At 63.1% G+C, this 23,008-nt stretch carries 27 protein-coding genes; 20 read left to right on the top strand and 7 right to left on the bottom strand.

Going from position 1 to position 23,008, the window contains the following annotated elements:
• Positions 1-63: 63 nt before the first annotated feature.
• Genes LVD10_RS12250 through LVD10_RS12235 form a run of 4 tightly spaced genes read right to left on the bottom strand, consistent with a single transcriptional unit; the run spans position 64 to position 3,001 of the window.
• The gene (locus tag LVD10_RS12250) at positions 64-921 is read right to left on the bottom strand and encodes a PDZ domain-containing protein (RefSeq protein ID WP_232941591.1); all 858 of its coding nucleotides are present in this window, start codon (positions 919-921) and stop codon (positions 64-66) included.
• A gap of 40 nt (positions 922-961) precedes the next feature.
• Positions 962-1,573 carry a TPM domain-containing protein gene (locus tag LVD10_RS12245; protein WP_232941592.1) on the bottom strand — a complete coding sequence of 204 codons (612 nt, stop codon included), beginning with the start codon at positions 1,571-1,573 and terminating at the stop codon, positions 962-964.
• On the bottom strand, positions 1,573-2,322 hold the full coding sequence (locus tag LVD10_RS12240) for a TPM domain-containing protein (protein ID WP_232941593.1): 750 nt from the start codon (positions 2,320-2,322) through the stop codon (positions 1,573-1,575). The genes LVD10_RS12245 and LVD10_RS12240 overlap by 1 nt, the downstream gene beginning before the upstream one ends.
• A gap of 19 nt (positions 2,323-2,341) precedes the next feature.
• Positions 2,342-3,001: a LemA family protein gene (locus LVD10_RS12235; RefSeq protein WP_237063819.1), complete on the bottom strand. Its 660-nt coding sequence runs from the start codon at positions 2,999-3,001 to the stop codon at positions 2,342-2,344.
• Between the two features lie 87 nt (positions 3,002-3,088).
• On the opposite strand from LVD10_RS12235, the gene LVD10_RS12230 reads away from it, so the two are divergent.
• From LVD10_RS12230 to ung, 5 genes are all read left to right on the top strand, one after another.
• Complete coding sequence (locus tag LVD10_RS12230) at positions 3,089-3,625, top strand: YaeQ family protein (protein WP_237063818.1); 537 nt, start codon at positions 3,089-3,091, stop codon at positions 3,623-3,625.
• A 13-nt stretch (positions 3,626-3,638) separates the two neighbouring features.
• Positions 3,639-4,121, top strand: coding sequence for a YajQ family cyclic di-GMP-binding protein (locus LVD10_RS12225; RefSeq protein WP_232941596.1), 483 nt, complete (start codon positions 3,639-3,641; stop codon positions 4,119-4,121).
• A 38-nt stretch (positions 4,122-4,159) separates the two neighbouring features.
• On the top strand, positions 4,160-5,185 hold the full coding sequence (locus LVD10_RS12220; protein WP_237063816.1) for an esterase-like activity of phytase family protein: 1,026 nt from the start codon (positions 4,160-4,162) through the stop codon (positions 5,183-5,185).
• Positions 5,182-5,772 carry a uracil-DNA glycosylase family protein gene (locus tag LVD10_RS12215; RefSeq protein ID WP_237063814.1) on the top strand — a complete coding sequence of 197 codons (591 nt, stop codon included), beginning with the start codon at positions 5,182-5,184 and terminating at the stop codon, positions 5,770-5,772. Before LVD10_RS12220 ends, LVD10_RS12215 begins: the two co-directional genes overlap by 4 nt.
• A 67-nt stretch (positions 5,773-5,839) precedes the next feature.
• Complete coding sequence (gene ung, locus LVD10_RS12210) at positions 5,840-6,562, top strand: uracil-DNA glycosylase (RefSeq protein WP_232941599.1); 723 nt, start codon at positions 5,840-5,842, stop codon at positions 6,560-6,562.
• A 27-nt stretch (positions 6,563-6,589) separates the two neighbouring features.
• Here ung and ygfZ read toward each other — a convergent pair whose 3' ends face one another.
• Entirely contained in the window at positions 6,590-7,618 is a 1,029-nt protein-coding gene (gene ygfZ / locus LVD10_RS12205; protein ID WP_237063812.1) for a CAF17-like 4Fe-4S cluster assembly/insertion protein YgfZ, read from the bottom strand.
• Between the two features lie 160 nt (positions 7,619-7,778).
• Here ygfZ and LVD10_RS12200 point away from each other — a divergent pair, with 160 nt between their 5' ends.
• The gene (locus LVD10_RS12200) at positions 7,779-8,024 is read left to right on the top strand and encodes an FAD assembly factor SdhE (RefSeq protein ID WP_232941601.1); all 246 of its coding nucleotides are present in this window, start codon (positions 7,779-7,781) and stop codon (positions 8,022-8,024) included.
• The gene (locus LVD10_RS12195; RefSeq protein WP_369413282.1) at positions 7,999-8,451 is read left to right on the top strand and encodes a protein YgfX; all 453 of its coding nucleotides are present in this window, start codon (positions 7,999-8,001) and stop codon (positions 8,449-8,451) included. Before LVD10_RS12200 ends, LVD10_RS12195 begins: the two co-directional genes overlap by 26 nt.
• A gap of 35 nt (positions 8,452-8,486) precedes the next feature.
• Here the strand turns inward: LVD10_RS12195 and nadB are convergent, their stop codons facing one another.
• Positions 8,487-10,103 carry an L-aspartate oxidase gene (nadB, locus tag LVD10_RS12190; RefSeq protein ID WP_237063808.1) on the bottom strand — a complete coding sequence of 539 codons (1,617 nt, stop codon included), beginning with the start codon at positions 10,101-10,103 and terminating at the stop codon, positions 8,487-8,489.
• Between the two features lie 168 nt (positions 10,104-10,271).
• On the opposite strand from nadB, the gene rpoE reads away from it, so the two are divergent.
• The 5 genes from rpoE to ycjG all read left to right on the top strand — a co-directional run bounded on the left by rpoE (position 10,272) and on the right by ycjG (position 14,268).
• Positions 10,272-10,886: an RNA polymerase sigma factor RpoE gene (gene rpoE / locus LVD10_RS12185; protein ID WP_232941604.1), complete on the top strand. Its 615-nt coding sequence runs from the start codon at positions 10,272-10,274 to the stop codon at positions 10,884-10,886.
• Between the two features lie 170 nt (positions 10,887-11,056).
• Entirely contained in the window at positions 11,057-11,773 is a 717-nt protein-coding gene (locus LVD10_RS12180) for a sigma-E factor negative regulatory protein (protein ID WP_232941605.1), read from the top strand.
• On the top strand, positions 11,770-12,798 hold the full coding sequence (locus LVD10_RS12175) for a MucB/RseB C-terminal domain-containing protein (RefSeq protein WP_237063807.1): 1,029 nt from the start codon (positions 11,770-11,772) through the stop codon (positions 12,796-12,798). Before LVD10_RS12180 ends, LVD10_RS12175 begins: the two co-directional genes overlap by 4 nt.
• A 4-nt stretch (positions 12,799-12,802) precedes the next feature.
• Positions 12,803-13,267 carry a SoxR reducing system RseC family protein gene (locus LVD10_RS12170; protein WP_232941607.1) on the top strand — a complete coding sequence of 155 codons (465 nt, stop codon included), beginning with the start codon at positions 12,803-12,805 and terminating at the stop codon, positions 13,265-13,267.
• Positions 13,268-13,323: 56 nt separating this feature from the next.
• Positions 13,324-14,268, top strand: coding sequence for an L-Ala-D/L-Glu epimerase (ycjG, locus tag LVD10_RS12165; RefSeq protein ID WP_237063805.1), 945 nt, complete (start codon positions 13,324-13,326; stop codon positions 14,266-14,268).
• 41 nt (positions 14,269-14,309) lie between these two features.
• Here the strand turns inward: ycjG and mpaA are convergent, their stop codons facing one another.
• Positions 14,310-15,017, bottom strand: a complete 708-nt coding sequence (mpaA, locus tag LVD10_RS12160) for a murein tripeptide amidase MpaA (protein WP_232941609.1) — start codon at positions 15,015-15,017, stop codon at positions 14,310-14,312.
• Between the two features lie 178 nt (positions 15,018-15,195).
• Here mpaA and LVD10_RS12155 point away from each other — a divergent pair, with 178 nt between their 5' ends.
• The 8 genes from LVD10_RS12155 to recO all read left to right on the top strand — a co-directional run bounded on the left by LVD10_RS12155 (position 15,196) and on the right by recO (position 22,990).
• A complete protein-coding gene (locus LVD10_RS12155; protein ID WP_232941610.1) occupies positions 15,196-16,596 on the top strand; it encodes a Do family serine endopeptidase in 1,401 nt (466 codons plus the stop codon).
• 190 nt (positions 16,597-16,786) lie between these two features.
• On the top strand, positions 16,787-18,592 hold the full coding sequence (gene lepA, locus LVD10_RS12150; protein WP_232941611.1) for a translation elongation factor 4: 1,806 nt from the start codon (positions 16,787-16,789) through the stop codon (positions 18,590-18,592).
• Positions 18,593-18,669: 77 nt separating this feature from the next.
• Positions 18,670-19,488, top strand: a complete 819-nt coding sequence (lepB, locus tag LVD10_RS12145) for a signal peptidase I (RefSeq protein WP_237063803.1) — start codon at positions 18,670-18,672, stop codon at positions 19,486-19,488.
• 52 nt (positions 19,489-19,540) lie between these two features.
• Positions 19,541-19,981 carry a DUF4845 domain-containing protein gene (locus LVD10_RS12140; RefSeq protein ID WP_232941613.1) on the top strand — a complete coding sequence of 147 codons (441 nt, stop codon included), beginning with the start codon at positions 19,541-19,543 and terminating at the stop codon, positions 19,979-19,981.
• The gene (gene rnc, locus LVD10_RS12135) at positions 19,974-20,654 is read left to right on the top strand and encodes a ribonuclease III (protein ID WP_232941614.1); all 681 of its coding nucleotides are present in this window, start codon (positions 19,974-19,976) and stop codon (positions 20,652-20,654) included. The genes LVD10_RS12140 and rnc overlap by 8 nt, the downstream gene beginning before the upstream one ends.
• 153 nt (positions 20,655-20,807) lie before the next feature.
• The gene (gene era / locus LVD10_RS12130; RefSeq protein WP_232941615.1) at positions 20,808-21,719 is read left to right on the top strand and encodes a GTPase Era; all 912 of its coding nucleotides are present in this window, start codon (positions 20,808-20,810) and stop codon (positions 21,717-21,719) included.
• Positions 21,720-21,736: 17 nt separating this feature from the next.
• Positions 21,737-22,117 (top strand): GFA family protein, encoded by a 381-nt coding sequence (locus LVD10_RS18060; protein ID WP_369413281.1) that lies wholly within the window; start codon positions 21,737-21,739, stop codon positions 22,115-22,117.
• Between the two features lie 120 nt (positions 22,118-22,237).
• Entirely contained in the window at positions 22,238-22,990 is a 753-nt protein-coding gene (gene recO / locus LVD10_RS12120; RefSeq protein ID WP_232941617.1) for a DNA repair protein RecO, read from the top strand.
• Positions 22,991-23,008: the final 18 nt, after the last annotated feature.

Here is a 23,008-nt window from a genome sequence, read left to right as displayed (position 1 = left end):
GAGCGGCAATTGCCGGTCAAGCCCGCCGCCGGGAGTTCCGCTCCCGGCTGTTCCTGCCTGTCTTTACCCCCGAATGCCCAGCGGTCCACTGGGCAGGTAAATGGTCTCCCGGCTGCCGCTGTCCCGGCGCTGGATTTCCACCGCCACGTTTTCCCCCGGTGCCACTTTGTAGACCTGCGAGCGCAGGTCACCCATATGGAAAATTCGCTCGCCGTTGTAGCTGATGATCCGGTCGCCGGGGCGCAGGCCGGCTGCGGCGGCCGGGGCGCCGCTGATCACGTCGTTGATTTCCATATTCTGGCTGCCGCTGGTGGCCTCCAGGTAGCGCTCGAATTCCTCCGCTGACAGTTCGTGCTCCAGCATCTTGCGGGGGTGGCTGTAGGATTCCAGCTTCTCGCGCAGGGCCATGGCCTCCGGCGACGATTTGTTGGGGGTGTGGCGGTAGGCGTAGGAAATTTTCATGTGCTCGTACTGGAAGCGTTCCTGCCGCTCGAGAATATGGGCGGCCCGTGCGGGATCGATGCCCGCCTCGACCAGCTGTTGCAGCTGCATCTCGTGAAAGTCCTGGCTGTGTGCACGACGCCTGCTGTGCCGCTGCCCATCCCCCTCACTAATTGCTGCCTGGCGGGTGCGGGGCTCGTTGTCGACCTCACCCTCCAGCTGCTGGCGCAGCTCCTCCACCAGGTCCAGCATCTGTGACTGGATTTCATTGGAGCGGGCGAGGGATTCTTCCAGCCTGGCCACGCGGGACTCCAGGTCCCCGTCACCTGTAAAGATTTGTGCCAGGCGGCCGGCCCGGCCGTCAGCCAGGGCGCCGGCCGTACTGTCCGGCGCACCCGCGGCGATCGCCAGGTAGCCGCCGGGTATGGCCACCAGAAGGGCAAGAAGGGCAAGGTTCAGTCTGCGGCTCGCAAATATCATGGTCAGTACCGGGAAGTGACCCGGAGACCAGTGTCAGTGCTCAGTCCAGGATCACCAGGTGATTGGGAAGCTCATTTTTCATCGTTGTGGCCGGCGCTACTTCCCGCAGGAGTTCGCCGCACCGCTCAATACAGTGTACAAACGCTTCGCCGGTTTTGCCTTTCTTGATCTCGTGGATGAACTCCTCGACGATCTCGCGCCAGCTCTCATCGGTAATATGTTCCGCCAGGCCCCGGTCGGCGAGAATCTCCACGTAATGTTCGGCCTCGGCGACAAAGATCAACAGGCCCAGACGTCCGTGAGTGCTGTGCAATTCCTGCTGCAGGAACTGTCGCCGGGCCAGGTTGGCGGCGCGCCAGAATTTCACCTTGCGCGGTACCAGGCGCATGGTCAGGGGGCGCCAGCGGAACAACACCACCAGGGCGATAAACAGGATCCACTGGATAGTGAAGGCCTCGTGGTATTCCAGCCACCAGGGCAGGAACTGCAGCAGTGGCGCCAGCACCAGGGCCAGGAACGCGGCCCACAGGGTGGAGATGTAGACGTAGTTGTCGGCTTCGCGGGTCAGGACGGTCACCACCTCGGCATCGGTCCGTGACTCCACTTCCTTGATTGTCTCGGCCACCTTGCGCCGGTATTCACTGTTGAGCATTACCATCCCCCCGAGGCGCCCCCGCCGCCAAAGCTGCCACCACCGCCACCGAAGCCCCCGCCCAGGCCGCCGCCCCCGAAGCCGCCACCAAAGCCACCGCCGCCGTAATAGCCGCCGTAGCGCCCGCGACGATAGCGGCCACTGTTCAGTGGGGCGCCGAATACCGCACCGCCAAACAGCTGCAGCATCACCAGCAGCAGGAAAAAGCCCACCAGCAGCGCCAGGCGGCGGTCGCCGCTGGTTTCCGTGGGTTCAGCCACATATTCGTTGCGGATTGCGGCGATCATTGATTCGACTCCGGCAATGACACCAGCATCGAAATCACCGGAGCGGAACTTCGGCAGTACTTTGGTATGGATGATGTTTGAAGACAGGGCATCGGTGAGTGCACCTTCCAGGCCGTAGCCCACCTCGATACGCACCTGGCGCTCCTGTGGCGCAACAATCAGCAGTGCCCCATTGTCCTTGTCCTTCTGCCCCAGTTTCCACTCGCGACCCAGCTGGTAACCATATTCCTCGATGGTGAGTCCCTGCAGGTCCGGTATGGTTACCACCACCAGCTGGTTACTGGTTTCTTTCTCATGCTGTTGCATCAGCTCGGTGAGTTGGTACTCGGTGTCCTGGCGCAGCAGGTTGGCGCGGTCCACAACCCGCCCGGATAGCATCGGGAACTCGGGCTGGGCCCATGTAGCAGCGCTATACAGGCAGGCCAGCAGGCTGAACAGCAGGGGCAGGTGGCGAAAGTGCATTATCGGTGGTCAGGTTCCGTCACTGGAAATCCACATCCGGGGCTTTTTCTGCATCTTCCGAAGTGGCCTCGAAAGTCTCGCGGATCGGCATGTCGCTGTAGAGCACGCTGTGCCAGATACGTCCCGGAAAGGTGCGGATTTCCCGGTTGTAGCGCTCCACGGCGGATATATAATCCCGCCGGGCCACACTGATGCGGTTTTCGGTGCCTTCCAGCTGTGATTGCAGGGTAAGGAAGTTCTGGTTGGACTTGAGGTCCGGGTAGCGCTCGACCACCACCATCAGGCGCGACAGGGCACCACTGAGCTGTGCCTGTGCCGCCTCGAACTGCTGGAGTTTGGCGGGGTCGTTGATCAGGTTTTCATCAATCTGCATGGAGTTGACCCGGGCGCGGGCCTCGGTGACTGCCTCCAGAGTCTCCCGCTCCTGGTCAGCATAGGCTTTTACGGTCTTGACCAGGTTGGGGATAAGGTCGGCACGTCGCTGGTACTGATTCTGTACCTGGGCCCAGGCGGCTTTTACCTGCTCGTCGTAAGTAGGGATATTATTGATGCCGCACCCGCTCGCCGTTATGGCGAAGAAGGAAACAAACAGTGCCTGCAAATAGCGTGGCCAGGACCAGGGGCGCACACAGGGGCGGGAATTTAAACAGGAGCGGGTGCCGGGAGTTATCGGTTTCATGCCAATCATCCATGTTTATGCCCAGAGCCCGACAATAATAGCTTCCCGTGACACAGTCACGGCAACAGGTAGGGGCCGGGGAGAGTAATGGCGCTTAAAGCAACAATTTTCAAAGTCCGGCTGCAGGTTGCTGACCTGGACCGGCATCACTATGCGGACTACCCGTTGACCATCGCCCGCCACCCATCGGAAACCGACGAGCGCATGATGGTCCGCTTACTGGCATTCGCACACAATGCCGGCGATTCACTCGAATTCACCCGTGGCCTCTCCAGTGATGAGGAGGCCGACCTGTGGCAGTTGGGCCTCAGCGGGGAAATAGATCGCTGGATCGAGGTGGGGCTGCCAGCGGAAGAGCGGGTACGCAAGGCCTGCAACCGCGCAGGGAAGGTATTGGTGTACAGTTATGGGCGGCGCACGGCCGGGGTATGGTGGCAGAAGCATGGGCAGGCCCTGGCACGATTCTCCAACCTGCGGGTCTATCAGCTGGACCCTGACCAGACCGAAGCACTGGCGTCGCTTGCGCAACGCACTATGGAATTGAACGTCACCATACAGGATGGCCACCTCTGGATTGCCAGCGGGGAGGAGAGCCTGGAGGTGATCCCGGAGCAACTGCAATAATTTTGGAGTATTTATGCCTTCTTTCGATATTGTCTCTGAAGTGGACAAGCACCAGCTGACCAACGCGGTCGACCAGGTAAACCGCACCGTGGGTAACCGCTTTGACTTCAAGGGCGTGGACGCCGAAGTGGAAATGAATGGCTTTGAGCTGACCGTGCGGGCCGAGGCCGATATCCAGGTAACGCAGATGGTGGATATGCTCCGCAGCGCGCTGATCAAGTGTGATATCGATCCCCTCGCCATGGAAGTGGGCGAGCCGGAGCAGTCCGGCAAGGTGGTTAAGGTCAAGATCACACTGAAAAATGGCTTGGACAAAGAGCTGGCCAAGAAAATCACAAAGATTATCAAGGATGAGAAGCTCAAGGTGCAGGCATCCATCCAGGGCGACCAGGTCAGGGTTACCGGCAAGAAGCGCGACGATCTGCAGCAGGTCATCGCAACACTGCGTGGGAAAGAGCTGGAACAACCCTTGCAATTCGAGAACTTCCGCGATTGATAATACCGTGCCCCCGGGCAACGGGATAAAGGTAAAAAATGCAGAAGTTTCTTCGGGGCCTGCTGTTGTCAGGTTTTTTAGGGCAGGTGACTGTTTCTGTGGCGCAGCCGGTTATTCCTGCGGAGCTGCGCGGCAGCTGGTGGCTGGACGGCAGTGCGGGCCTGGATATTTCCGGGCTGAGTTTTTGTGACGGGGAATTGCTGGCGGTATCAGACAAGGATTCCACCGGTATTTACCGGATCCGGCTGGACCAACCGGCAATGGGGCCTGGGCCGCGCACAGATGCAGATAGTGGTGAAGCGGGAGATAACGCTGTTCCAGCGGCGGCGACACAGCTGGAGCCCTACCGACGCATCAACGGGCTGGATTTGCCGTCCGGGCGCTGGGAGGGCTGGAAAGCAGCGCTGCTCAACCTGGTCCAGTCGGGGACAGCGGCGGACTTTGAGGGGATCAGCTGCAGCGGTGGCGATATCTACATGGTCAGCGAGCGTCACCACCGTGTTGCGCAGTTGCCAACTACTGGTGATGCGCGCTGGCTGCCACCGCAGTGGGCCGATGGCGCCCGTGAGCGCGGCTTTATGCTGCAGTTCAATGGTGCCAGCGAGGGACTGGTGCGGGACGGCGAAGATACCTGGATTGCGATGGAGCGGGATGGGCGGGGGCTGGTGCACCTGTCCGGGGATACAGTCGAGTATTTTCGCGTACCGGGAGTGCCTGGCCTGGATTTCCGCGGTCGTTCGGAAGACCTGACCGGGCTCGATATTTATGACGGGGCCCTTTACACCCTGGAGCGGAATGCGTTTGCCGTTTGCCGCCGCGCACTGCCCGGCCTGCGTGCGCAGTGGTGCATCAACTATCGCGCGGTTGAGGAAAGGCCGGAGTACATCTACCGGGAGACCTATTACGGCAAGGCCGAGGGCCTGGCTGTGCGCGACGACGGGATTTTTGTGGTACTGGATAATAACAATCTCGGCCGCGTTGCAGCCCCGGATGATCGCCGCGGCTTGCTGTTACAGCTGGCGCATCCCCCGGCGGGTGTGGTGGCGGAAGCCGGACCCGAATGAGCCGGCGCATCCCCCTGCAGGACCTGCTGCGCGAGGTGCGTGCCTGCCGCCTGTGCGAGGACGTGCTGCCGCTGGGCCCGAACCCCGTGCTGCGCGCGGCTGAGTCGGCGCGCCTGTTGATTGTCGGCCAGGCACCGGGCACTAAGGTGCACGGGACCGGCATCCCCTGGAATGATCCTTCGGGCGATCGCCTGCGGGACTGGCTGGCAATCGACCGCGATACCTTTTACGACGAATCCCGCATCGCCATTATCCCCATGGGGTTCTGCTATCCCGGGCGCGGCAAGGGCGGCGACCTGCCGCCGCGACCCGAGTGCGCTGCCGCCTGGCATGCGCGATTGCTGGAGCTTCTGCCGGACCTGCAACTGACCCTGCTGGTGGGCCAGTATGCACAGCGCTACTACCTGCCGCACTGGTATGGCAGCATTACCGAGAACGTGCGCCACTACGCCGATGCGCTGCCCGCCGGTTATTTCCCATTGCCGCACCCGAGCCCGCGCAATACCCTCTGGCTGCGCCAGCGCCCCTGGTTCGAGAAAGAGGTGGTGCCGGAACTCCGCCGCCAGGTAAAGAAGGTCTTACCTTAGGGGCGAGCCCGGTGTTCGCCCGTGCACCGCGACAAAAGCACGAAGATAGTATTTTTCAGGAAGCAGCATGACATCCCCCGAAAAAATAAAGATAGAACCCAGCTGGCACCGGGTGCTCGAGAGTGAGTTCCGGAAACCCTATATGGGCCAGCTGCGGGAGTTCCTGCGCACAGAGAAGAGTGCCGGCAAGCAGATCTACCCACCTGGTGGCCAGATTTTCAATGCCTTCAACTCAACACCGTTTGATCGGGTAAAGGTCGTGATCCTGGGGCAGGATCCCTACCATGGGGCGGGCCAGGCCCACGGCCTGTGTTTCTCGGTAATGCCGGGCGTGCGCATTCCCCCGTCACTGCAGAATATCTACAAGGAGCTGGAATCCGACCTGGGTATCCCCCGGGCACAGCACGGTTGCCTGCAGCCGTGGGCAGAGCAGGGCGTATTATTGCTGAACGCCACCCTGACGGTGGAGGACAGCAAGGCCGGTGCCCACCAGGGGCGCGGCTGGGAGCAGTTTACCGATGCGGCTATCCACGCCCTGGCAGAGCAGCGCGAGGGGTTGGTATTTATCCTGTGGGGCAGTTACGCGCAGAAAAAGGGGGCCTTTATCGATCGCAATAAACACCTGGTGCTGCGCGCGCCACATCCCTCACCATTGTCGGCACACCGGGGGTTCTTCGGTACCCGGCCATTCTCACAGGCCAATGCCTGGCTAGAGCAGCACGGCCAGGCGCCCATCGACTGGCAGTTACCTGCAGCTGCTGAGCTTCACCGGGTTGCGGTTGAAATCTGATTGCGGGATAGCCGGCCTGGATGCGAATCAGGCCAGCGGGTCTGCTTCCGCGTCGTAGGGTAGTTCCTGCAACTGTAACTGGCGGCCGTCTGCCAGTTTGAGCGAGGCCTCCTCGGCGACCCTGGCAATGGTCAGCACCGCCAGCAGCTCGATGCCTTCTTCACTGCGGCAGGCCTCGACAGTATTGCCAATGGACTTGCCGTCGCCCGTGACGATATCGCTGCCGGGAGCGGGTAGTTCGCCGGACTCGCAGCGCGCCCGGTACATGCGGCGCTTGGCGGCGCCCAGGTACTGCATGCGGGCCACCACTTCCTGGCCGGTGTAACAGCCTTTCTTGAAACTCACCCCGCCCAGCAGGTGCAGGTTCAGCATCTGCGGGATAAACATTTCACTGGTGGCGGCGTGGAGTTGCGGGATTCCTGCCGCCACCTGTTCCGCCACCCAGTGGCAGTAACCTGCCGCTTCGGCGACCGTGGCCAGTTTTTCCCAGAGGGCCCCTGCAGACTCACCGGGAACCTCCAGCGCCAGCTGGTGCTCATTCAGGGCACAGGCGAGGATTGTGGTGTCGTCCAGCTGGCAGTGCGCGGCTTCACCGGGTGCCAGTTGCGGGACCTGCAGCAACTCCGCAGCCTGCCTGATGGCGCCCTTGCCCTGCAGGCCCAGCCAGCGCCGGGATTCCCCGGCCTCGGCCAGTTCGGTCTTGAAAAAGACCGCGTACTTGGCCATGGCGTCCCGGCCGATTGGGGCCAGGTCCCGGGGCAGCAGCAGGGTAAAGTCTTCCTGCGAGTGCTTGATGGCGCGGAAGGCGCTGATCATGCGCCCCTTGGGATTACAGTGGGCACCCAGGGTACTGTGGTTATCGGGCAGGTTGACCAGGTCGCAGGTAAGCTGGCCCTGCAGGAATTTCTGGCTGTCGGGGCCGGTGACGGTGACCGACCCCAGGGGGCTCAGGTCCACCAGGTGCAGGTCCGCCGGGGTATCGGGGAAGTGCGCCTTGTTGCCCTCCCACACGGCGCCCCGTGCGCTGAGGTATTCCTGCCACTGTGCCTGGTCCATGGTGAGTCCCTGTACTGCTCGGTTGGTGTGTGTTGACACCACTATGTGGGGTTGGCGGGGTGGATTTCAACCGGGAGCGCAGGGTCCCGGCGTGGCCGGGGCTACTGTTCGGGCGCCCGCTACGGGTATACTGCCGCAAATTCTCTGGTTGGAATGAAGTATGGATCGCAACCGCCTGTTTTGGGCCAGCCGCCGCGGTATGCTGGAGCTGGACCTGGTACTGCTGCCGTTTCTGGAAAACGTCTACGACACCCTCGACGAGGCTGACAAGCAGCGTTATGTAAAGCTGCTGGACAGCGAGGACCAGGACCTGTTTGCCTGGTTCCTGCGCCGCGAGGATCCGGAGGATCCGGAGTTGCTGCATATTGTGCAGATTATCCGTGACAACACCGGCCTGCAGGAATAGCCCGCACTCCCCCGTCCCCGAGCGCCACGCGCGGTTATCCTGCAGCGTGGCGCCCTCCCGTATTCTTACCTTGATCCTGGCGGCGGCCCTGCTGCAGGGGCTGCTCTTGTTGTGGCTGGCGCCATTGCCCTGGTATATCGCCCTGGCCCTGGTAGTGCCGGTATTGGCCTACGCCATCCTGGAATGGCACCGCATCGTGTCCACCAGCGGAGTCATCAGTACCCGCGAGCGGCGCTGGTTCTGGCGTCCCGATGGTGCTGAGGGTGGTGAAATCTTCCTGCACGGTGAGCTGGTGCTGTGGTCCTGGGTGGTAGTGGTGAACAGCCGCGACCCGCGCGGGCGCCGCCTGCGGCTGGTGCTGGCCCGCGACAGTATGAGCGCGGATGACTGGCGGCGCCTGCGGGCGGCACTGCAGTACTCCCGTTGAAACTGGCGGTTTGCGGGCGGGGGCGCGCCCGCCACTTACACAAACTGCCGCTGGTCGGCGAAATTCTCCGGCACCAGGATGGTATCCATGGCCAGTTCACGCAGGCGCGGGTAGTCCACTGAATAGTGCAGCCCGCGGCTCTCGCGGCGGTCCAGTGCTGAGCGGATGATCAGCTCGGCCACCACTGCCAGGTTACGCAGCTCGATCAGGTCGCTGGTAATACGGTAGTTGGCGTAGAACTCACGGATTTCCTGCTGCAGCAGCCTTACCCGGTGTTCCGCTCGCAACAGGCGTTTGCGGGTGCGCACGATGCCCACGTAGTCCCACATAAAGCGGCGTAATTCATCCCAGTTGTGGGAGATAACCACATCCTCATCCGAGTCGGTGACCCGGGAGGCGTCCCAGGGCGCCGCCTCCCGGGGCGGCGTTACGCGGTCCAGGTGCGCATCGATATGCAGTGCCGCGGCGCGTCCGTATACCAGGCACTCCAGCAGGGAATTGCTGGCCAGGCGGTTGGCGCCGTGCAGGCCGGTAAAGGTGGTTTCGCCGATGGCATAGAGCTGGTCCAGGTCGGTGCGGCCGTGTTCGTCCACGATCACACCGCCGCAGGTATAGTGGGCTGCGGGGACCACCGGGATCGGTTCCCTGGTGATATCAATGCCGTACTGCAGGCAATTGCTGTAAACAGTGGGGAAATGCCCGCGGATAAAGTCGGCGTCCTTGTGGGAGATATCCAGGTAGAGGCAGTCGGCACCCAGGCGCTTCATTTCGTGGTCGATGGCGCGGGCGACGATGTCCCGGGGCGCCAGTTCGCCGCGCTTGTCGAAGCGGTGCATAAAGCGCTGGCCGTCGGGCAGTTTCAGTTGCGCACCCTCGCCGCGCAGGGCTTCCGTCACCAACGAGGCCTTGGCCCTGGGGTGATACAGGCAGGTGGGGTGGAACTGGTTGAATTCCATGTTGGCGACGCGGCAACCGGCGCGCCAGGCCATGGCAATGCCGTCCCCGCTGGCGCCGTCGGGGTTGCTGGTGTAGAGGTAAGCCTTGCTGGCGCCGCCCGTGGCCAGCACCACGGCGCGAGCCTGGAACAGTTCCACTTCCTCGGTTTCGCGGTCCAGTACGTAGGCGCCGGCGCAGCGGAAGCGGCCCTTGGCGGCATCGGGCTGGCGGATCAGGTCCAGCGCGACGTGCTGCTCGAAACAGTCGATGTTGGCGGCTGCACGCACCCGCTCGATCAGGGTGCTGTGCACCGCCCGGCCGGTGGCATCGGCACTGTGGATGATGCGCCGGTGGCTGTGGCCACCCTCCTTGGTGAGGTGGTAATCCTGGTCCTCGCGGGTGAAGTCGACCCCCTGGTCAATCAGCCACTGGATCGCTGCGGCGCCGTTTTCCACTGTGTGGCGCACCGCATCCGGGTGGCAGAGGCCGGCGCCCGCATCTAAGGTATCAGCGATATGGGACTCCACCGAGTCGGCGCTGTCGAGCACCGCGGCGATGCCGCCCTGCGCGAACCAGGTGGAGCCGTCCCGCAGTCGCTGCTTGGATAGCAGCGCCACCCGGTAACGGGCCGACAGGTGCAGCGCCAGGGTCAGCCCGGCAGCACCGCTGCCAATGACCAGGACGTCGTAATTTGCCTTTGCACTCATAATTTTCATTGTCCAGTGGGGTCGCGTAGTATAGCGCCAACTTTCAATTCGTCGATTTGGCCCGGAACTTATGTCCTACCGCCAGTGTCTTCAACATCACAGAATAAATACCTGCGTTGCCAGCTCCAGACCCATCTGGGAGGCCGCACGCGGTGTGGCTGTATTTGGGAGTAGGGGATGACAGCGCAACAGGCGTCACCAAGTGACCGCCAGCTGGTAGAGCGGGTGCAGAAGGGCGACAAGCGCGCCTTCGACCTGCTGGTGTTGAAATACCAGCACAAGATCGTTGCCGTGGTGAGCCGTTTCATCAAGGATCACAGCGAGGTTCAGGACGTGGTGCAGGAGGCTTTTATCAAGGCCTACCGTGCACTGGCCAATTTCCGTGGGGAAAGTGCCTTCTATACCTGGATGTATCGCATCGCGATCAATACGGCCAAGAATCACCTGGTGTCCCGCGGGCGTCGCCCGCCGTCCTCAGACGTGGACCTGGAAGATGCGGAGTTTTATTCCGGGGCCGACATGCTGCGGGACAATGAGACACCGGAAAACCAGTTGTTCCGCGACCAGCTCGAGCAGGCCGTGCACCAGGCGATCCAGGCACTTCCTGAAGACCTGCGCTCGGCCGTGACGCTGCGCGAGATGGAGGGCCTGAGCTACGAGGATATCGCCGAGGTCATGGGTTGCCCCGTGGGTACCGTGCGCTCGCGCATCTTCCGCGCCAGGGAGGCGATTGACCGTACGGTCAAGGCGGTAATGGCCGGTGAGCCCGAGCCCATGGGGGATCGCGGCTAGGTCCCGCAGGACCGGGACGCTGGAGAATTTTTGCTGCGGTGGTGAAACAATTCCCCGCCCGGCATGTCTGAGAGAATGACCGGCAAGTGGTATCTGCTGGAACTGGCAATTTTGCCGTGGCGCGGGTCTCTGCGCCGGTTCATCAATTGTTTTAGAGAGGGGTTGCCCGTATGTCCCACGGGAGTCATCAGGATCGGCTGAATGAATCGCTGTCTGCGCTGATGGATGGCGAGGCCACGGAGCTGGAGCTGCAGCGCCTGCTGAAGCACGGCGGCGCCGAGGGTGAGCTGGCCGAGCGCTGGTCCCGCTACCAGTTGGCGGCCAGTGTGATGCGGCGCGAGCAGGTGTCACCGGCAATACCGGGACTCGCAGCCGGCATTTCCGCGGCGATTGAAGCTGAGGCACCCCTGGATGTGCAGGCCGGGGAGAGTCCTTCGGCTGCCAACGACGGTACCCGTTCCCCCTGGATGCGGACCCTGTCCCGCGGTGCTGTCGCCGCCACTGTGGCTTTCGCAGCCATCCTGGGGGTGCAGCAGCTGTCGCAGCCCCAGCCCGGGGTGTCAGGTAATGAAACTGGTGCCCCACAGCTGGCAGCCGAGCCGGCGCGACCGGTGCAGCAGCCGGTCCAGCAGTCGGCACCGCAGCCCAGTGGTTTCTACGTGCCCGCACCGACAACCCGCTCGGTCAGCACTGCCGGCCCGCGCCTGGTGCCCGAACGGCAATCGGGTGTCCCGGTGCAGGGCGTGATCCAGCAGGCGCCGCCCGCGGAGCTGATTCGTCACCTGAACCGGGTGATGATCCAGCATTCACAGCAGGCGGGCCATGTCAGCACCCAGGGCATGGTGCCGTTTGCGCGCGCCACCTACGGAGAGCAGGACGGACAGTGACCGAATCGCTATTTATCCCGCACTACAAAGCCAACAGCATGCTGTTGGCTTTGCTGTTGATGGCCCCGGCAGTTTTCGCGCAGCAGCCCGTGCCTGCAGAACCGGCGGACAATCCCACCGGTGCGCAGCAGCCGCAGGCGGTGGTGCCACCAACCGGGCAGGAGCCCCCGGCGCAGGCCGACAGCATCGATTACTGGCTGGGCAAGCTCTCCGATGCAGTGAGCAACCTGGAATACAGTGGCCTGGTGACGTTTGAGCACCAGGGCCTGCTGGAAACATTGCAGGTCTTCCACGCCGTTCGCGATGGCGAGCAGGTGGAGCGGGTCCGCTACCTGAGCGGCGAACCCAGGGAACTGATCAGTCACGGCACCACATCTGCCTGTAACCGGGTGGTGAGCCCGTTTGGACGGGCCAGCCAGTGGACCTCTATCGACGGCCAGCGGGCGGGCAGTTACCACTTTGTCCTGCGCGGCGGCGAGCGTATTGCCGATCGCGATACGGTTGTGATCGAGGCGCGTCCGCGCGACCAGCACCGCCTCGGGGTATTGCTCAATCTCGACCGGGAAACCGGCCTGCCGCTCAAGTCCATGCTTGTGGGCGCCCAGGGCAAGGTACTGGAGCGCTACCAGTTTGTGCAGCTGGACCTGTCCCCGATCAGCGACGCCAACCTGCAGCCCGGATCCCCCAATACGCGACGCATAGATAATCGCCATGCGTGTGAATCCGCCCAGACCCGCTGGCAGCTGGGCTGGCTGCCCGACGGCTACCAGCGGGTGGCGGTGCGCACCCTGGCCGATGGCGACATGCTGGTATTCAGCGATGGCCTGAGCGTGTTCACGGTATTTGTGCAGCGCCTGGGCCCGGAACTGGAGTACAAGGGGCGGGCAATCCGCGGGGCCACTGTGGCCTATATGGACCGCGTCGAGGTGGACGGCACCAATTACACCGTTACCGTTGTCGGTGAGATCCCCGATGCCACCGCGCAGCGCCTGGCGCGCTCCGTGGCGATGGAAGCGGGCTCCTGAGAGCATGCACGAAGAGCGTGGCCGCGTGGTGGCAATCGAATCCGGCGCTATCTGGGTGGAGACCATCCAGCGCAGTGCCTGCGGCGGCTGCGCAGCCAGGTCCGGCTGCGGTACCGGTGCGCTGGGTGACTACCTGTCCAAATCCACCCGTATCAGGGTGGCGCTGAACAGCTGGGACCAGGACCGCATCTCCCTCAACGACACCGCGGTCATCGGCATTCCAGAGCGCGCCCTGAGTACCGGTGCGCTGGTTGTGTACCTGGTGCCCCTCGTTGCGCTGATGCTGGCGGCGATGCTGGGCGAGGCGCTCGGCGGGGAAATCGGTGCCATCAGTGGTGCCGTGGCGGGCCTGCTGGCCGGGGCCGGCGTGGTGCGCTGGTACAGCCGCCGCCATGCTTCCAATCCCTTCTATGCCCCGGTGCTGTTGCGGCTCGAGTCCGCGAGTCCGTCCCACCCCTCTCCCGCCTGACCGCGCAGGCTGTCCCCGAACTAAACTCTTAGGGTCTGACGTTTCGGGAAACCCTTATGCATGCCCGTTGTTATGCCGAGCAGTGGCCCCTGCGCACATCCTTTGTGATCTCCCGTGGTGCGCGAACCGAGGCAGCGGTCGTGGTGGTGGAAGTATCGGACGGCTCGGTCACCGGTGTCGGCGAGTGCACGCCTTATCCCCGCTACGGCGAGAGTGTCGAGACGGTGCTGGCCCAGGTGCGGTCGATACTGCCGGCGGTGGAGGACGGGCTGGACCGCGTTGCGTTGCAGGCACAGATGCCCGCCGGCGCCGCCCGCAATGCAGTGGATTGTGCCCTGATGGACTGGGAGCGCCGTCGCGACCAGGCCGGCCGGCACGGTCCCGGGTCGCTGGCCACCGTCCAGACCCTGGTTATAGATACGCCGCGGGCCATGGCAGAGGCTGCGGCGGAGCAGGCGGCCCGAGGGGTGGAAACCCTCAAGCTCAAGCTGGATGACAGCAGCGTGGAGGCCCGGGTGCGCGCAGTGCGGGCCGCGGCACCGGAGACCCAACTGGTGATCGATGCCAATGAATCCTGGCAGCGCGCGACGCTGGTGGAGCGCTGCCAGATGCTTGCCGGTCTCGGGGTGGCCATGCTGGAGCAGCCGCTGCCCGCCGATGATGACAGCTTCCTGTCCTCTTTCCCCCATCCCCTGCCGATCTGCGCCGACGAGAGCTGCCACACCCGCGAAGACTTGCCCCGGCTGCAGGGGCTCTACGAAATGGTCAATATCAAGCTGGACAAGACCGGCGGTATCACTGAGGCACTGGCCCTGGCGGATGAGGCCAGGGCGCAGGGGTTTGCCCTGATGCTGGGCTGCATGCTGTGCACATCCAGGGCCATACGCGCCGCCTGGCCACTGGGCGAGCTGGTGAAGTTGCGCGACCTGGACGGTCCCACCTGGCTGGCGCGGGATGTGCAACCGCCGCTGCGCTTTGAAGCGGGGCGTGTCTACTGGTAATAAGGCAACCTGGTAGCGAGTACTGACACCAGCACCGCGGCTCAGCGCGTGATCAGGTCGATCAGGGCCTGCAGGTAATCCTCACTGGCGGCGTCGGCCGAAACCGGCGGGAATTCCACGGTAATGCAGGGCAGGTCCCGTTCGGCACACCAGGTGCCGAAGGAGCCGGGGGTCAGGTAGCCCACATCGGCCACCAGGGGCAGGCGCAGGGCGCTGGCCAGCCACTGTCCCAGGGTGCTGGAGGCCGGGTCCTCGACACAGGCCAGCGGTTCGTGAATGGTCACTAGCCAGGAGGGTTGCAGCCGGTCGATCAACTCGCACAGGGCGCGGGTTTCGGGCTCCGAACCGGCGCTGTCGCCGGTGCTGAGGAGCACGTCGCGCTCGTCCGCGGCACTGTTCCAGCGGTAGACCGTGTCCTCTGCCTGCCAGTTGCTGGTGGCGAAATTGCGATTCAGGTCCACTCCTGCAGCATTGCAGCGCTGGCCCAGCTGGCAGCCATCGGGGTTGACCGCGAGGATCACGTGGTGCCGCAGCGCCGCAGCGGGGATGGCGCGCAGGGCGCAGGACAGGGCCACCACCGCGGCGACTTCGTCACCGTGGGTGCCCGCCATCACCATGCCTGGCCGGTCAGCGCCCTCCGGGACCTGGGCCGGGAAATACAGCAGGGGGCTGCCCAGGCGGGATTCGCCATAGGCCTGGCGGGGATGGTCGAACTTGCCGCGCTGGGTGCGGGGGCGTAAATTGATCATTCTTTACACTGATTTACAGTCGGCGCCAGAACTTTAGGCGTAGGCTTGCCACTAACACTGTAAGCCGGACCCGTTGAATACCGACTTCCCTGACCCTATCTAGGGCTGGGACGGTACCCGGGACGAACAGACAGTCATTGTTTTCATATTAGAAGGGATAACTAGGGGTAACAAACCGATGGTTAAACGCTGTACGCAGTTCCTTTTCATCCTTAGCCTGATGATCTCGACAGCCGCATGTGCGCGCGGCTTGCCGGATCTGACCGACCTGATCGAGAAAAACTCCCCGGCGGTGGTGAAAATCAACACCATGGAGACCACCCGCCAGGCCAGCCGCGGGGGCCCGCCGCAGTACCGGCAGGATATCCCGGATATCTTCCGTCACCTGCTGGAGCCACGCCGCCGCGAGCAGCGCCCGGTGGCCAGCATGGGCTCCGGCTTCATCATTTCGGAAGATGGCTACGTGGTCACCAACAACCACGTGGTTGACGGCGCCGACCAGGTCCTGGTGACCCTCACCGACCGGCGCGAGTTTGAGGCACAGGTGATCGGCACCGACCCGAGTTCCGACCTGGCACTGCTGAAAGTGGATGCCGATGACCTGCCGGCTATCAGCTGGGGGGAATCCGAGGACCTGAAAGTGGGTGAGTGGGTGGTTGCGATCGGCTCGCCGTTCGGCCTCGACTACTCGGCCAGCGCCGGGATCGTCAGCGCCATGGGGCGCAGCATCCCCAATGAGAGCCGCGAGAACTATGTACCGTTTATCCAGACCGATGTGGCCATTAACCCCGGTAACTCCGGTGGCCCGCTGTTCAACCTGAAGGGCGAGGTAGTGGGCATTAACTCGCAGATTTATACCCGCAGTGGTGGCTCTATCGGCCTGTCCTTTGCAATCCCGGCAGACCTGGCCCGCGATGTGGTCGCCCAGCTGAAAGATAAGGGGCGCGTGGACCGCGGCTGGCTGGGCGTGGGCATCCAGGATGTGGACCGCAACATGGCCCAGGCAATGGGGCTGCGCCGTCCCAGCGGCGCCCTGGTGGCACAGGTTGAGGCTGGTGCCCCGGCTGCTGAAGCCGGCATTATGGCCGGTGACATCATTACCCACTTCGACGGCGAGCGTATCGATGTCTCCGGTGACCTGCCGCACGTGGTTGGCCAGACCCGCCCGGGCGAGGAGGTAACCGTCGAGCTGATGCGCAAAGGCAAGGTCAAGCGCCTGGGCGTGGTGGTCGGCGCTCTCGAGGGTGACGACCAGCAGCGCCAGCAGGCTGCGGTCAGCCCCAGTACCGATGCCGGCGGCCGCCTGGGGTTGATGGTTGACGAGATTCCCGACGCGCTGAAGCAGCGCCTGGGGGTTGAGTCCGGGGTGATGGTGAAAGAGGTTGTTCCGGGCAAGGCCGGGGCCAAGGCGGGACTGCGCAGCGGCGATATCATCGCCCAGCTGGGCTTCGACGAGGTCAATGACCTGGACGATTACCGCCGCGTGGTCAAGGACCTGCCGGGTGACGAGTTGCTGCCGATTCGCTTTTTCCGCGGCGGGCAGCCCACTTTCCGCACCATCCAGATCGAAGAGGACTGACCCGCGCGGGGTCCCGGGGCCGGCGGGTTGCAGGGCCCGGTATTGCTGCCGGGACCCGGTCCCGGCGGGCGCCTGCGGGCCCCGTGTGAATAGCACTGCCCAGTAGCCACTGCCATCTGGTAGACTTGCGCCATCTCTCTGGCGAGGTCGCCAGATAACATTCTGATTTTCAAAGGGTTTCTAATCCGCAGTGGCAACAGATCTCTCCCATATCCGCAACTTCTCCATCATTGCGCACATCGACCACGGTAAATCCACCCTGGCAGACCGTTTTATCCAGGTCTGCGGAGGGCTGAGCGACCGGGAAATGGCCCAGCAGGTGCTCGACAGCATGGATCTGGAGCGGGAGCGCGGTATCACCATCAAGGCCCAGAGCGTGACCCTGGATTACACCGCGCGCGACGGCAAGACCTACCAGCTCAACTTCATCGACACGCCCGGCCACGTGGACTTCTCGTACGAGGTATCGCGCTCCCTGGCGGCCTGTGAGGGTGCGCTGCTGGTAGTGGACGCGGCCCAGGGGGTTGAAGCCCAGTCCGTGGCCAACTGCTATACCGCCATCGAGCAGGGGCTCGAGGTGATCCCGGTACTGAACAAGATGGACCTGCCGCAGGCCGACCCGGACAAGGTGGCGGAGGAAATCGAGGACATTATCGGGATCGATGCCACCGAAGCCACCCGTTGCAGCGCCAAGTCCGGCCTGGGGGTGGAAGAGGTGCTGGAGGACCTGGTGCGGCTGGTGCCGCCGCCGGAGGGCAATGTGGATGCACCCCTGCAGGCACTGATTATCGACTCCTGGTTCGATGCCTACCTGGGTGTGGTCTCCCTGGTGCGGGTGGTGCAGGGCACCCTGAAAACCAAGGAAAAAATTGTTACCAAGTCTATCGGCCGCGCACACGTGGTCGACAGTGTGGGGATTTTTACCCCCAAGCGGAAAGAGACCGGCGTGCTGCGCGCCGGCGAAGTGGGCTTTGTGGTCGCCGGTATCAAGGACATCCACGGCGCGCCGGTGGGGGACACCCTCACCCATGCCAAGGAAGCCGACGATGTGAATATGCTGCCCGGCTTCCAGAAGGTGAAACCGCAGGTATACTCCGGCCTGTTCCCGGTCAGCTCTGACGATTATGAGGCTTTCCGGGATGCACTGGACAAGCTCTCCCTGAACGACGCCTCCCTGTTCTACGAGCCGGAGACCTCCGATGCCCTCGGGTTCGGTTTCCGCTGTGGTTTCCTGGGCATGCTGCACATGGAAATCATCCAGGAGCGCCTGGAGCGTGAGTACGACCTGGACCTGATCACCACCGCACCCACCGTGGTCTATGAGGTGGAGTTGACCGACGGGGAGGTGATCACCGTGGATAACCCGTCCCGCCTCCCCGAGGTGGGCAATATCGAGGAAATGCGTGAGCCTATCGTCGAGGCCAATATCCTGGTGCCACAGGAGCACCTGGGCAACGTTATTACCCTGTGTGTGGAAAAGCGCGGTGTCCAGAGGGATATGCAGTACGTGGGCAGCCAGGTGTCGCTGCGCTACGAGCTGCCGATGAGCGAAGTGGTAATGGACTTCTTTGACCGGCTGAAATCGGTCAGCCGTGGCTTCGCCTCACTCGATTACAGTTTTGTGCGCTTCGACCCGGCAAAGCTGGTGCGGCTGGATATCCTGATCAACGGTGACCGGGTCGATGCGCTGGCGCTGATTGTGCACCGTGATACCGCGCAGCAGAAAGGGCGCGCGATGGCGGAAAAAATGAAGGAACTGATCCCGCGGCAGATGTTTGACGTGGCGATCCAGGCTGCGATCGGGGGGCAGGTGATAGCCCGCACCACGGTCAAGGCCCTGCGCAAGAACGTGACCGCCAAGTGTTACGGCGGCGACGTATCGCGCAAGAAGAAACTGCTGGAGAAACAGAAGGCGGGCAAGCGCCGGATGAAACAGCTCGGGCGTGTCGAGGTGCCGCAGGAGGCCTTCCTGGCGGTTCTGAAAGTGGATCAGTGAGTGGTGGCTGCGGACTGCCATGCCCGGCAGGACCACACGGACTATTGATCGCGTTGGTATAGATCTCTGAGAGCAATATGGACATCAATTTCCCCCTGATCCTGTTGTGGCTGGTAGTGGGCAGTGGCCTGATCTGGCTGGTGGACAGCCTGTTTTTTGCCCGGCGGCGGCGCGAGCTTGCGGCAGCCGGGGTCGATTCAACGCAGGCGCAGCCCGGCAGGCAGGTGGCGCCGGGCGAGGTGCGCGAGCCGGTGCTGGTGGAGTATGCGAAGTCATTCTTCCCGGTGCTGGCGCTGGTGTTTGTATTGCGCTCCTTTATCGTCGAGCCGTTCCAGATCCCCTCCGCATCCATGGTGCCCACCCTGCAGGTGGGCGACTTTATCCTGGTGAACAAATACGCCTACGGACTGCGCCTGCCGGTTTCCCGCACCAAGGTAGTGGACATTGGTGAGCCGGAACGCGGGGATGTGATGGTGTTCTTTCCGCCGCACATGAATGAGACGTATTTTATCAAGCGTGTGATCGGCCTTCCGGGAGACCGGATCCGGGTTGAGGGTAACATGCTGTATATCAATGGTGAGCCGGCACCGCAGGAACTGATCCAGGCGATCCCCCCGGGCGATCCGCAGATGGAGGTCCTGTGGGAGGAGATCTATGGCCGCCGTCACCTGATGGCCAAGAGCGTCTATCCCAGCCGCTTCGCCAATATCCCCGAGGTGGTGGTGCCCGACGGGCATTATTTCATGATGGGCGACAACCGGGACAACAGCCTGGACAGCCGCGAGTGGGGCTTTGTGCCCGAGCAGGATATCGTCGGCAAGGCTTTTGCGATCTGGATGCACTGGGACAGCCTGTTAAGCGTGCCCAGCTTCAAGCGCGTGGGTACCATCGAGTGACAACCTTCGATTTTCATTGAGCATCGACAATAAAAAGACAGAGGATAGCTTTATGGGTGGGCAAATCAGAGCTTCACTGCAGCGCCAGCGCGGCATGAGTTACTGGGGCATCATACTTGTTGTGGCCGGGCTGGGTTTTGTCCTGACCTGTGTCTCCAAGATGGGGCCTGGCTATATCGACGCCTATTATGTTGACCAGGGCCTCAAGAAGCTGGCGGAGCAGGATAACCTGCGCGACATGACACGCTCGGAGATCAAGAAGGAACTCGACAAATTCTTCCTGATCAACAACGTCCGCGGCCAGCCGACCGAATCGGTCAAGATTATCCGCGGTGCGGACAGCATGCTGGTCAGTGTCGACTACGAGGTGCGCCAGCCACTGATGTACAACGTCGATGTGGTTCTGCGTTTCAACAAGCAGCTGAATACCGCCAAGGCGGAGCTGTGCTGCGAGCCACTGGTAGATCTGGAGCAATTCCGCCAACGTGACTGATATTGCACTGGAGCGCCTCTGCCGCAGGCTGGGTCATCACTTCGAACGTCCCGAACTGCTCGAGCTGGCGCTTACCCATCGCTCCCATGGCAGCCGCAACAATGAGCGGCTGGAGTTCCTGGGCGATTCCATTCTTGGCTTCACCATCGGTGCGGCACTCTTCGAGCAGTTCCCGGCCGGCCGCGAGGGCCAGCTTACACGCCTGCGCGCACAACTGGTCAGCGGTGAGATGCTGGCAAAGCTGGCGCGCGAAATGGAACTGGGTGAGTGCCTGCGCCTGGGCGAGGGAGAGATGAAAAGTGGCGGCCACCGGCGCGCCTCGATACTCGCCGATGCGGTCGAGGCCCTGATCGGTGCGATCTACCTGGATGCGGGGCTGGAGGCGGCGCGCGCGCGGGTGCTCGACTGGTATTCCACCCGTTTGCAGGGGCTTTCCCTGGAAACCGCCAAGGATCCCAAGACCCGCCTGCAGGAGTGGCTGCAGGCGCGCCAGCGGCCGCTGCCCGAGTACCGGGTGGTGGATGTGGCCGGCGCCGAGCACGCGCAGCGATTCGTGATAGAGTGCAAGGTGGAAGGGCTGGCGGATGCGGTCAGGGCCGAGGCAAGCAGCCGCCGGGCCGCCGAGAAAGCCGCCGCCGCCGAGGCCTTCCGGCTACTGACCGGTGCGAGCTGAGCCTGCCTGGCGAATTCTGTTACAGTGCCTCCATCCCTCACCCGATCCCCATGCTGGCGATCCCCGGAACGGGCATTGTGCACCCGGCACCAGATACACCCTACAATCAAGTGGAGCGAGCATTGATGCGCGTCCCGCACCCGGAGGTTTTCCTTGAGCGATTCTAACCAGCAGCAGGCCCGCCGTTGCGGCTATGTTGCCATTGTCGGCCGACCCAATGTCGGCAAGTCCACCCTGCTCAACCACATGCTGGGGCAGAAGCTGGCCATTACCTCGCGCAAGCCCCAGACCACCCGCCACAATATGCTCGGTATCAAGACCGAGGGCGATTACCAGATCGTGTTTGTCGATACCCCGGGCCTGCATGGCGAGGCGGACAAGGCCATCAACCGCTATATGAATCGCGCCGCGAGCAGTGCTGCCCGGGATGTGGATGTAGTGGTATTCGTGGTTGAGCGAACCCGCTGGACCGAGGGCGACCAGCTGGTGGCGGACAAGCTGCGGGGGCTCAAGAGCCCGCTGGTAATCGCGGTAAACAAGGTCGACCAGCTGGACAATAAGGGCGACCTGCTGCCACAGCTGCAGGCGCTGGCAGAACAGCACCCGCAGGCCGAGATCGTACCCATCTCCGCGCTGCGCGGGGTCAACCTGGATGCGCTTGAGGAAGTGATCGTCCGGCACCTGCCCGAGGGCGAGCACTACTTCCCCGAGGAGCAGATCACTGACCGAAGCTCCCGCTTCCTCGCCGCAGAGATTGTGCGGGAAAAAGTAATGCGCCAACTGGGGGCGGAGATCCCCTACCAGGTCACCGTCGAGGTGGAAGAGTTTGCCCAGGACGGCAGTGTCCTGCACATCAGCGCGGCGATCCTGGTGGAGCGTAGCGGCCAGAAACGGATCCTGATCGGCAACAAGGGTGAACGCATCAAGCAGATCGGCAGCCAGGCCCGCCAGGATATGGAGCGCCTGTTCGACAGCAAAGTGATGCTGAATCTCTGGGTCAAGGTCAAGTCCGGCTGGTCGGACGATGAGCGCGCCCTGCGCAGCCTCGGCTATCGCGACGACTAAATCCCGGATTGTTGCTCGTGTCAGTTGTCGCTGGAACCGGACGAGAGGATGTGGCGGAGCAATCCGGCGGCCGGCAACCGACTGAGCACCGGGCGTCGTGCAGGTGCGGCCAGCTGCGACTGGCTGCCCATGGCAATCCCGTCAGGGGATCCATCTGCCATTGCCAGGCCTGCCAGCGCCGTGCCGGCAGTGTCTTCGGCGTGCGGGCGCGCTTCCCCGCCGAAGCTGTTGAACTGCACGGTGAATGGCGCGAGTACCGGCGCACCGCCGACAGTGGCAATTGCCTGGCATTTCGTTTTTGTCCCGCCAGAGGGGCAAGCCTGTTCCTGGTCCTGGATATCGAGCCGGGGGCTCATAGGGTTTCCGGTGGGAGCGTTTACGGACCCCGGCTTGCCTGAGCCGACCGCTTCAATCTATGAATCAAGTTGCCATTCATGGGTAAAATTGCCGGATAATATCGAGCATCGTCCCTGAGGCATTAGCCCGGTGCAGCCAGGCTATTCACTACAGAAACTTCCATGTCCCATCGGCAACCACCGCAACCGGCCTATATCCTGCACTCGCGGGCCTATCGCGATACCAGCCTGATCCTGGAATTGCTGACCCCGGATGAGGGGCGGATCAGCTGTGTCGCCCGCGGAGCGCGCCGTGACAAGCAGCGCCGCCAGCAGTCATTGCAGCCGTTCGCCCCGCTGTTGGTGTCGCTGCTGGGTCGCGGTAGCCTGAAAACCCTGGGCCAGGTGGAGAGTGCCGGTGTTGCCACCTGGCTGCGGGGCCGGGCTGTTTATGCCGGCCTGTACGCCAATGAGTTGCTGGTCAGGACGCTGGCGGAGGGAGAAGCCCAATACGCGGTGTTTGCCTGTTACCAGTCGCTGTTGCAGGAGCTGGCGCAGTTGGCGGGTGATACCGCCGGCGCACTGGAGCCGCCGTTGCGCCGGTTTGAATTGCAGCTGCTGCGGGAACTGGGCCAGTGTCCACAACTGGGCTACTGTGCCCACAGTCAGGGGCCGGTCAGTGCGGAAGGGGTTTACCGACTGGAGCCGGAGCACGGCTTCGTGCCGGTGTTCCGTTCGGCCACCGGTGCGAGGTCCGTCGATGAATTCAGCGGCGTTGAGCTGCTGGCGCTGGAGTGCGCTGCGGCGGGCCAGGCGATCGACCCGGCCATGCTGGCCGTAGCCAAGCGCCTGACCCGCCTGTTGTTACAGCCACTTCTGGGCGCCCGGCCGTTGCAGAGCCGCGAGCTGTTTCGCCAGGTCTATGGTGAGCGCTGAACCGTCACCCGGCCTGTG

The organism is Microbulbifer zhoushanensis, assembly GCF_021729055.1.
Taxonomy (GTDB): domain Bacteria; phylum Pseudomonadota; class Gammaproteobacteria; order Pseudomonadales; family Cellvibrionaceae; genus Microbulbifer; species Microbulbifer zhoushanensis.
The sequence above is the reverse complement of the archived record's forward strand: the minus strand, read 5'-3'. Positions and strand labels throughout refer to the sequence as shown.

Bases quoted from the DNA above. Each gene is read 5' to 3' on its own strand.
- LVD10_RS12180 (WP_232941605.1), top strand. From the start codon at position 11,057: ATGTCCCACGGGAGTCATCAGGATCGGCTGAATGAATCGCTGTCTGCG.
- LVD10_RS12140 (WP_232941613.1), top strand. From the start codon at position 19,541: ATGGGTGGGCAAATCAGAGCTTCACTGCAGCGCCAGCGCGGCATGAGT.
- LVD10_RS12225 (WP_232941596.1), top strand. From the start codon at position 3,639: ATGCCTTCTTTCGATATTGTCTCTGAAGTGGACAAGCACCAGCTGACC.
- ycjG (WP_237063805.1), top strand. From the start codon at position 13,324: ATGCATGCCCGTTGTTATGCCGAGCAGTGGCCCCTGCGCACATCCTTT.
- recO (WP_232941617.1), top strand. From the start codon at position 22,238: ATGTCCCATCGGCAACCACCGCAACCGGCCTATATCCTGCACTCGCGG.
- mpaA (WP_232941609.1), bottom strand. From the start codon at position 15,017: ATGATCAATTTACGCCCCCGCACCCAGCGCGGCAAGTTCGACCATCCC.
- LVD10_RS12230 (WP_237063818.1), top strand. From the start codon at position 3,089: ATGGCGCTTAAAGCAACAATTTTCAAAGTCCGGCTGCAGGTTGCTGAC.
- LVD10_RS12250 (WP_232941591.1), bottom strand. From the start codon at position 921: ATGATATTTGCGAGCCGCAGACTGAACCTTGCCCTTCTTGCCCTTCTG.
- LVD10_RS12200 (WP_232941601.1), top strand. From the start codon at position 7,779: ATGGATCGCAACCGCCTGTTTTGGGCCAGCCGCCGCGGTATGCTGGAG.
- LVD10_RS12170 (WP_232941607.1), top strand. From the start codon at position 12,803: ATGCACGAAGAGCGTGGCCGCGTGGTGGCAATCGAATCCGGCGCTATC.
- lepB (WP_237063803.1), top strand. From the start codon at position 18,670: ATGGACATCAATTTCCCCCTGATCCTGTTGTGGCTGGTAGTGGGCAGT.
- nadB (WP_237063808.1), bottom strand. From the start codon at position 10,103: ATGAAAATTATGAGTGCAAAGGCAAATTACGACGTCCTGGTCATTGGC.
- rpoE (WP_232941604.1), top strand. From the start codon at position 10,272: ATGACAGCGCAACAGGCGTCACCAAGTGACCGCCAGCTGGTAGAGCGG.
- LVD10_RS12235 (WP_237063819.1), bottom strand. From the start codon at position 3,001: ATGAAACCGATAACTCCCGGCACCCGCTCCTGTTTAAATTCCCGCCCC.
- ygfZ (WP_237063812.1), bottom strand. From the start codon at position 7,618: ATGGACCAGGCACAGTGGCAGGAATACCTCAGCGCACGGGGCGCCGTG.
- ung (WP_232941599.1), top strand. From the start codon at position 5,840: ATGACATCCCCCGAAAAAATAAAGATAGAACCCAGCTGGCACCGGGTG.
- LVD10_RS12245 (WP_232941592.1), bottom strand. From the start codon at position 1,573: ATGCTCAACAGTGAATACCGGCGCAAGGTGGCCGAGACAATCAAGGAA.
- LVD10_RS12240 (WP_232941593.1), bottom strand. From the start codon at position 2,322: ATGCACTTTCGCCACCTGCCCCTGCTGTTCAGCCTGCTGGCCTGCCTG.
- LVD10_RS12220 (WP_237063816.1), top strand. From the start codon at position 4,160: ATGCAGAAGTTTCTTCGGGGCCTGCTGTTGTCAGGTTTTTTAGGGCAG.
- LVD10_RS12215 (WP_237063814.1), top strand. From the start codon at position 5,182: ATGAGCCGGCGCATCCCCCTGCAGGACCTGCTGCGCGAGGTGCGTGCC.
- LVD10_RS12155 (WP_232941610.1), top strand. From the start codon at position 15,196: ATGGTTAAACGCTGTACGCAGTTCCTTTTCATCCTTAGCCTGATGATC.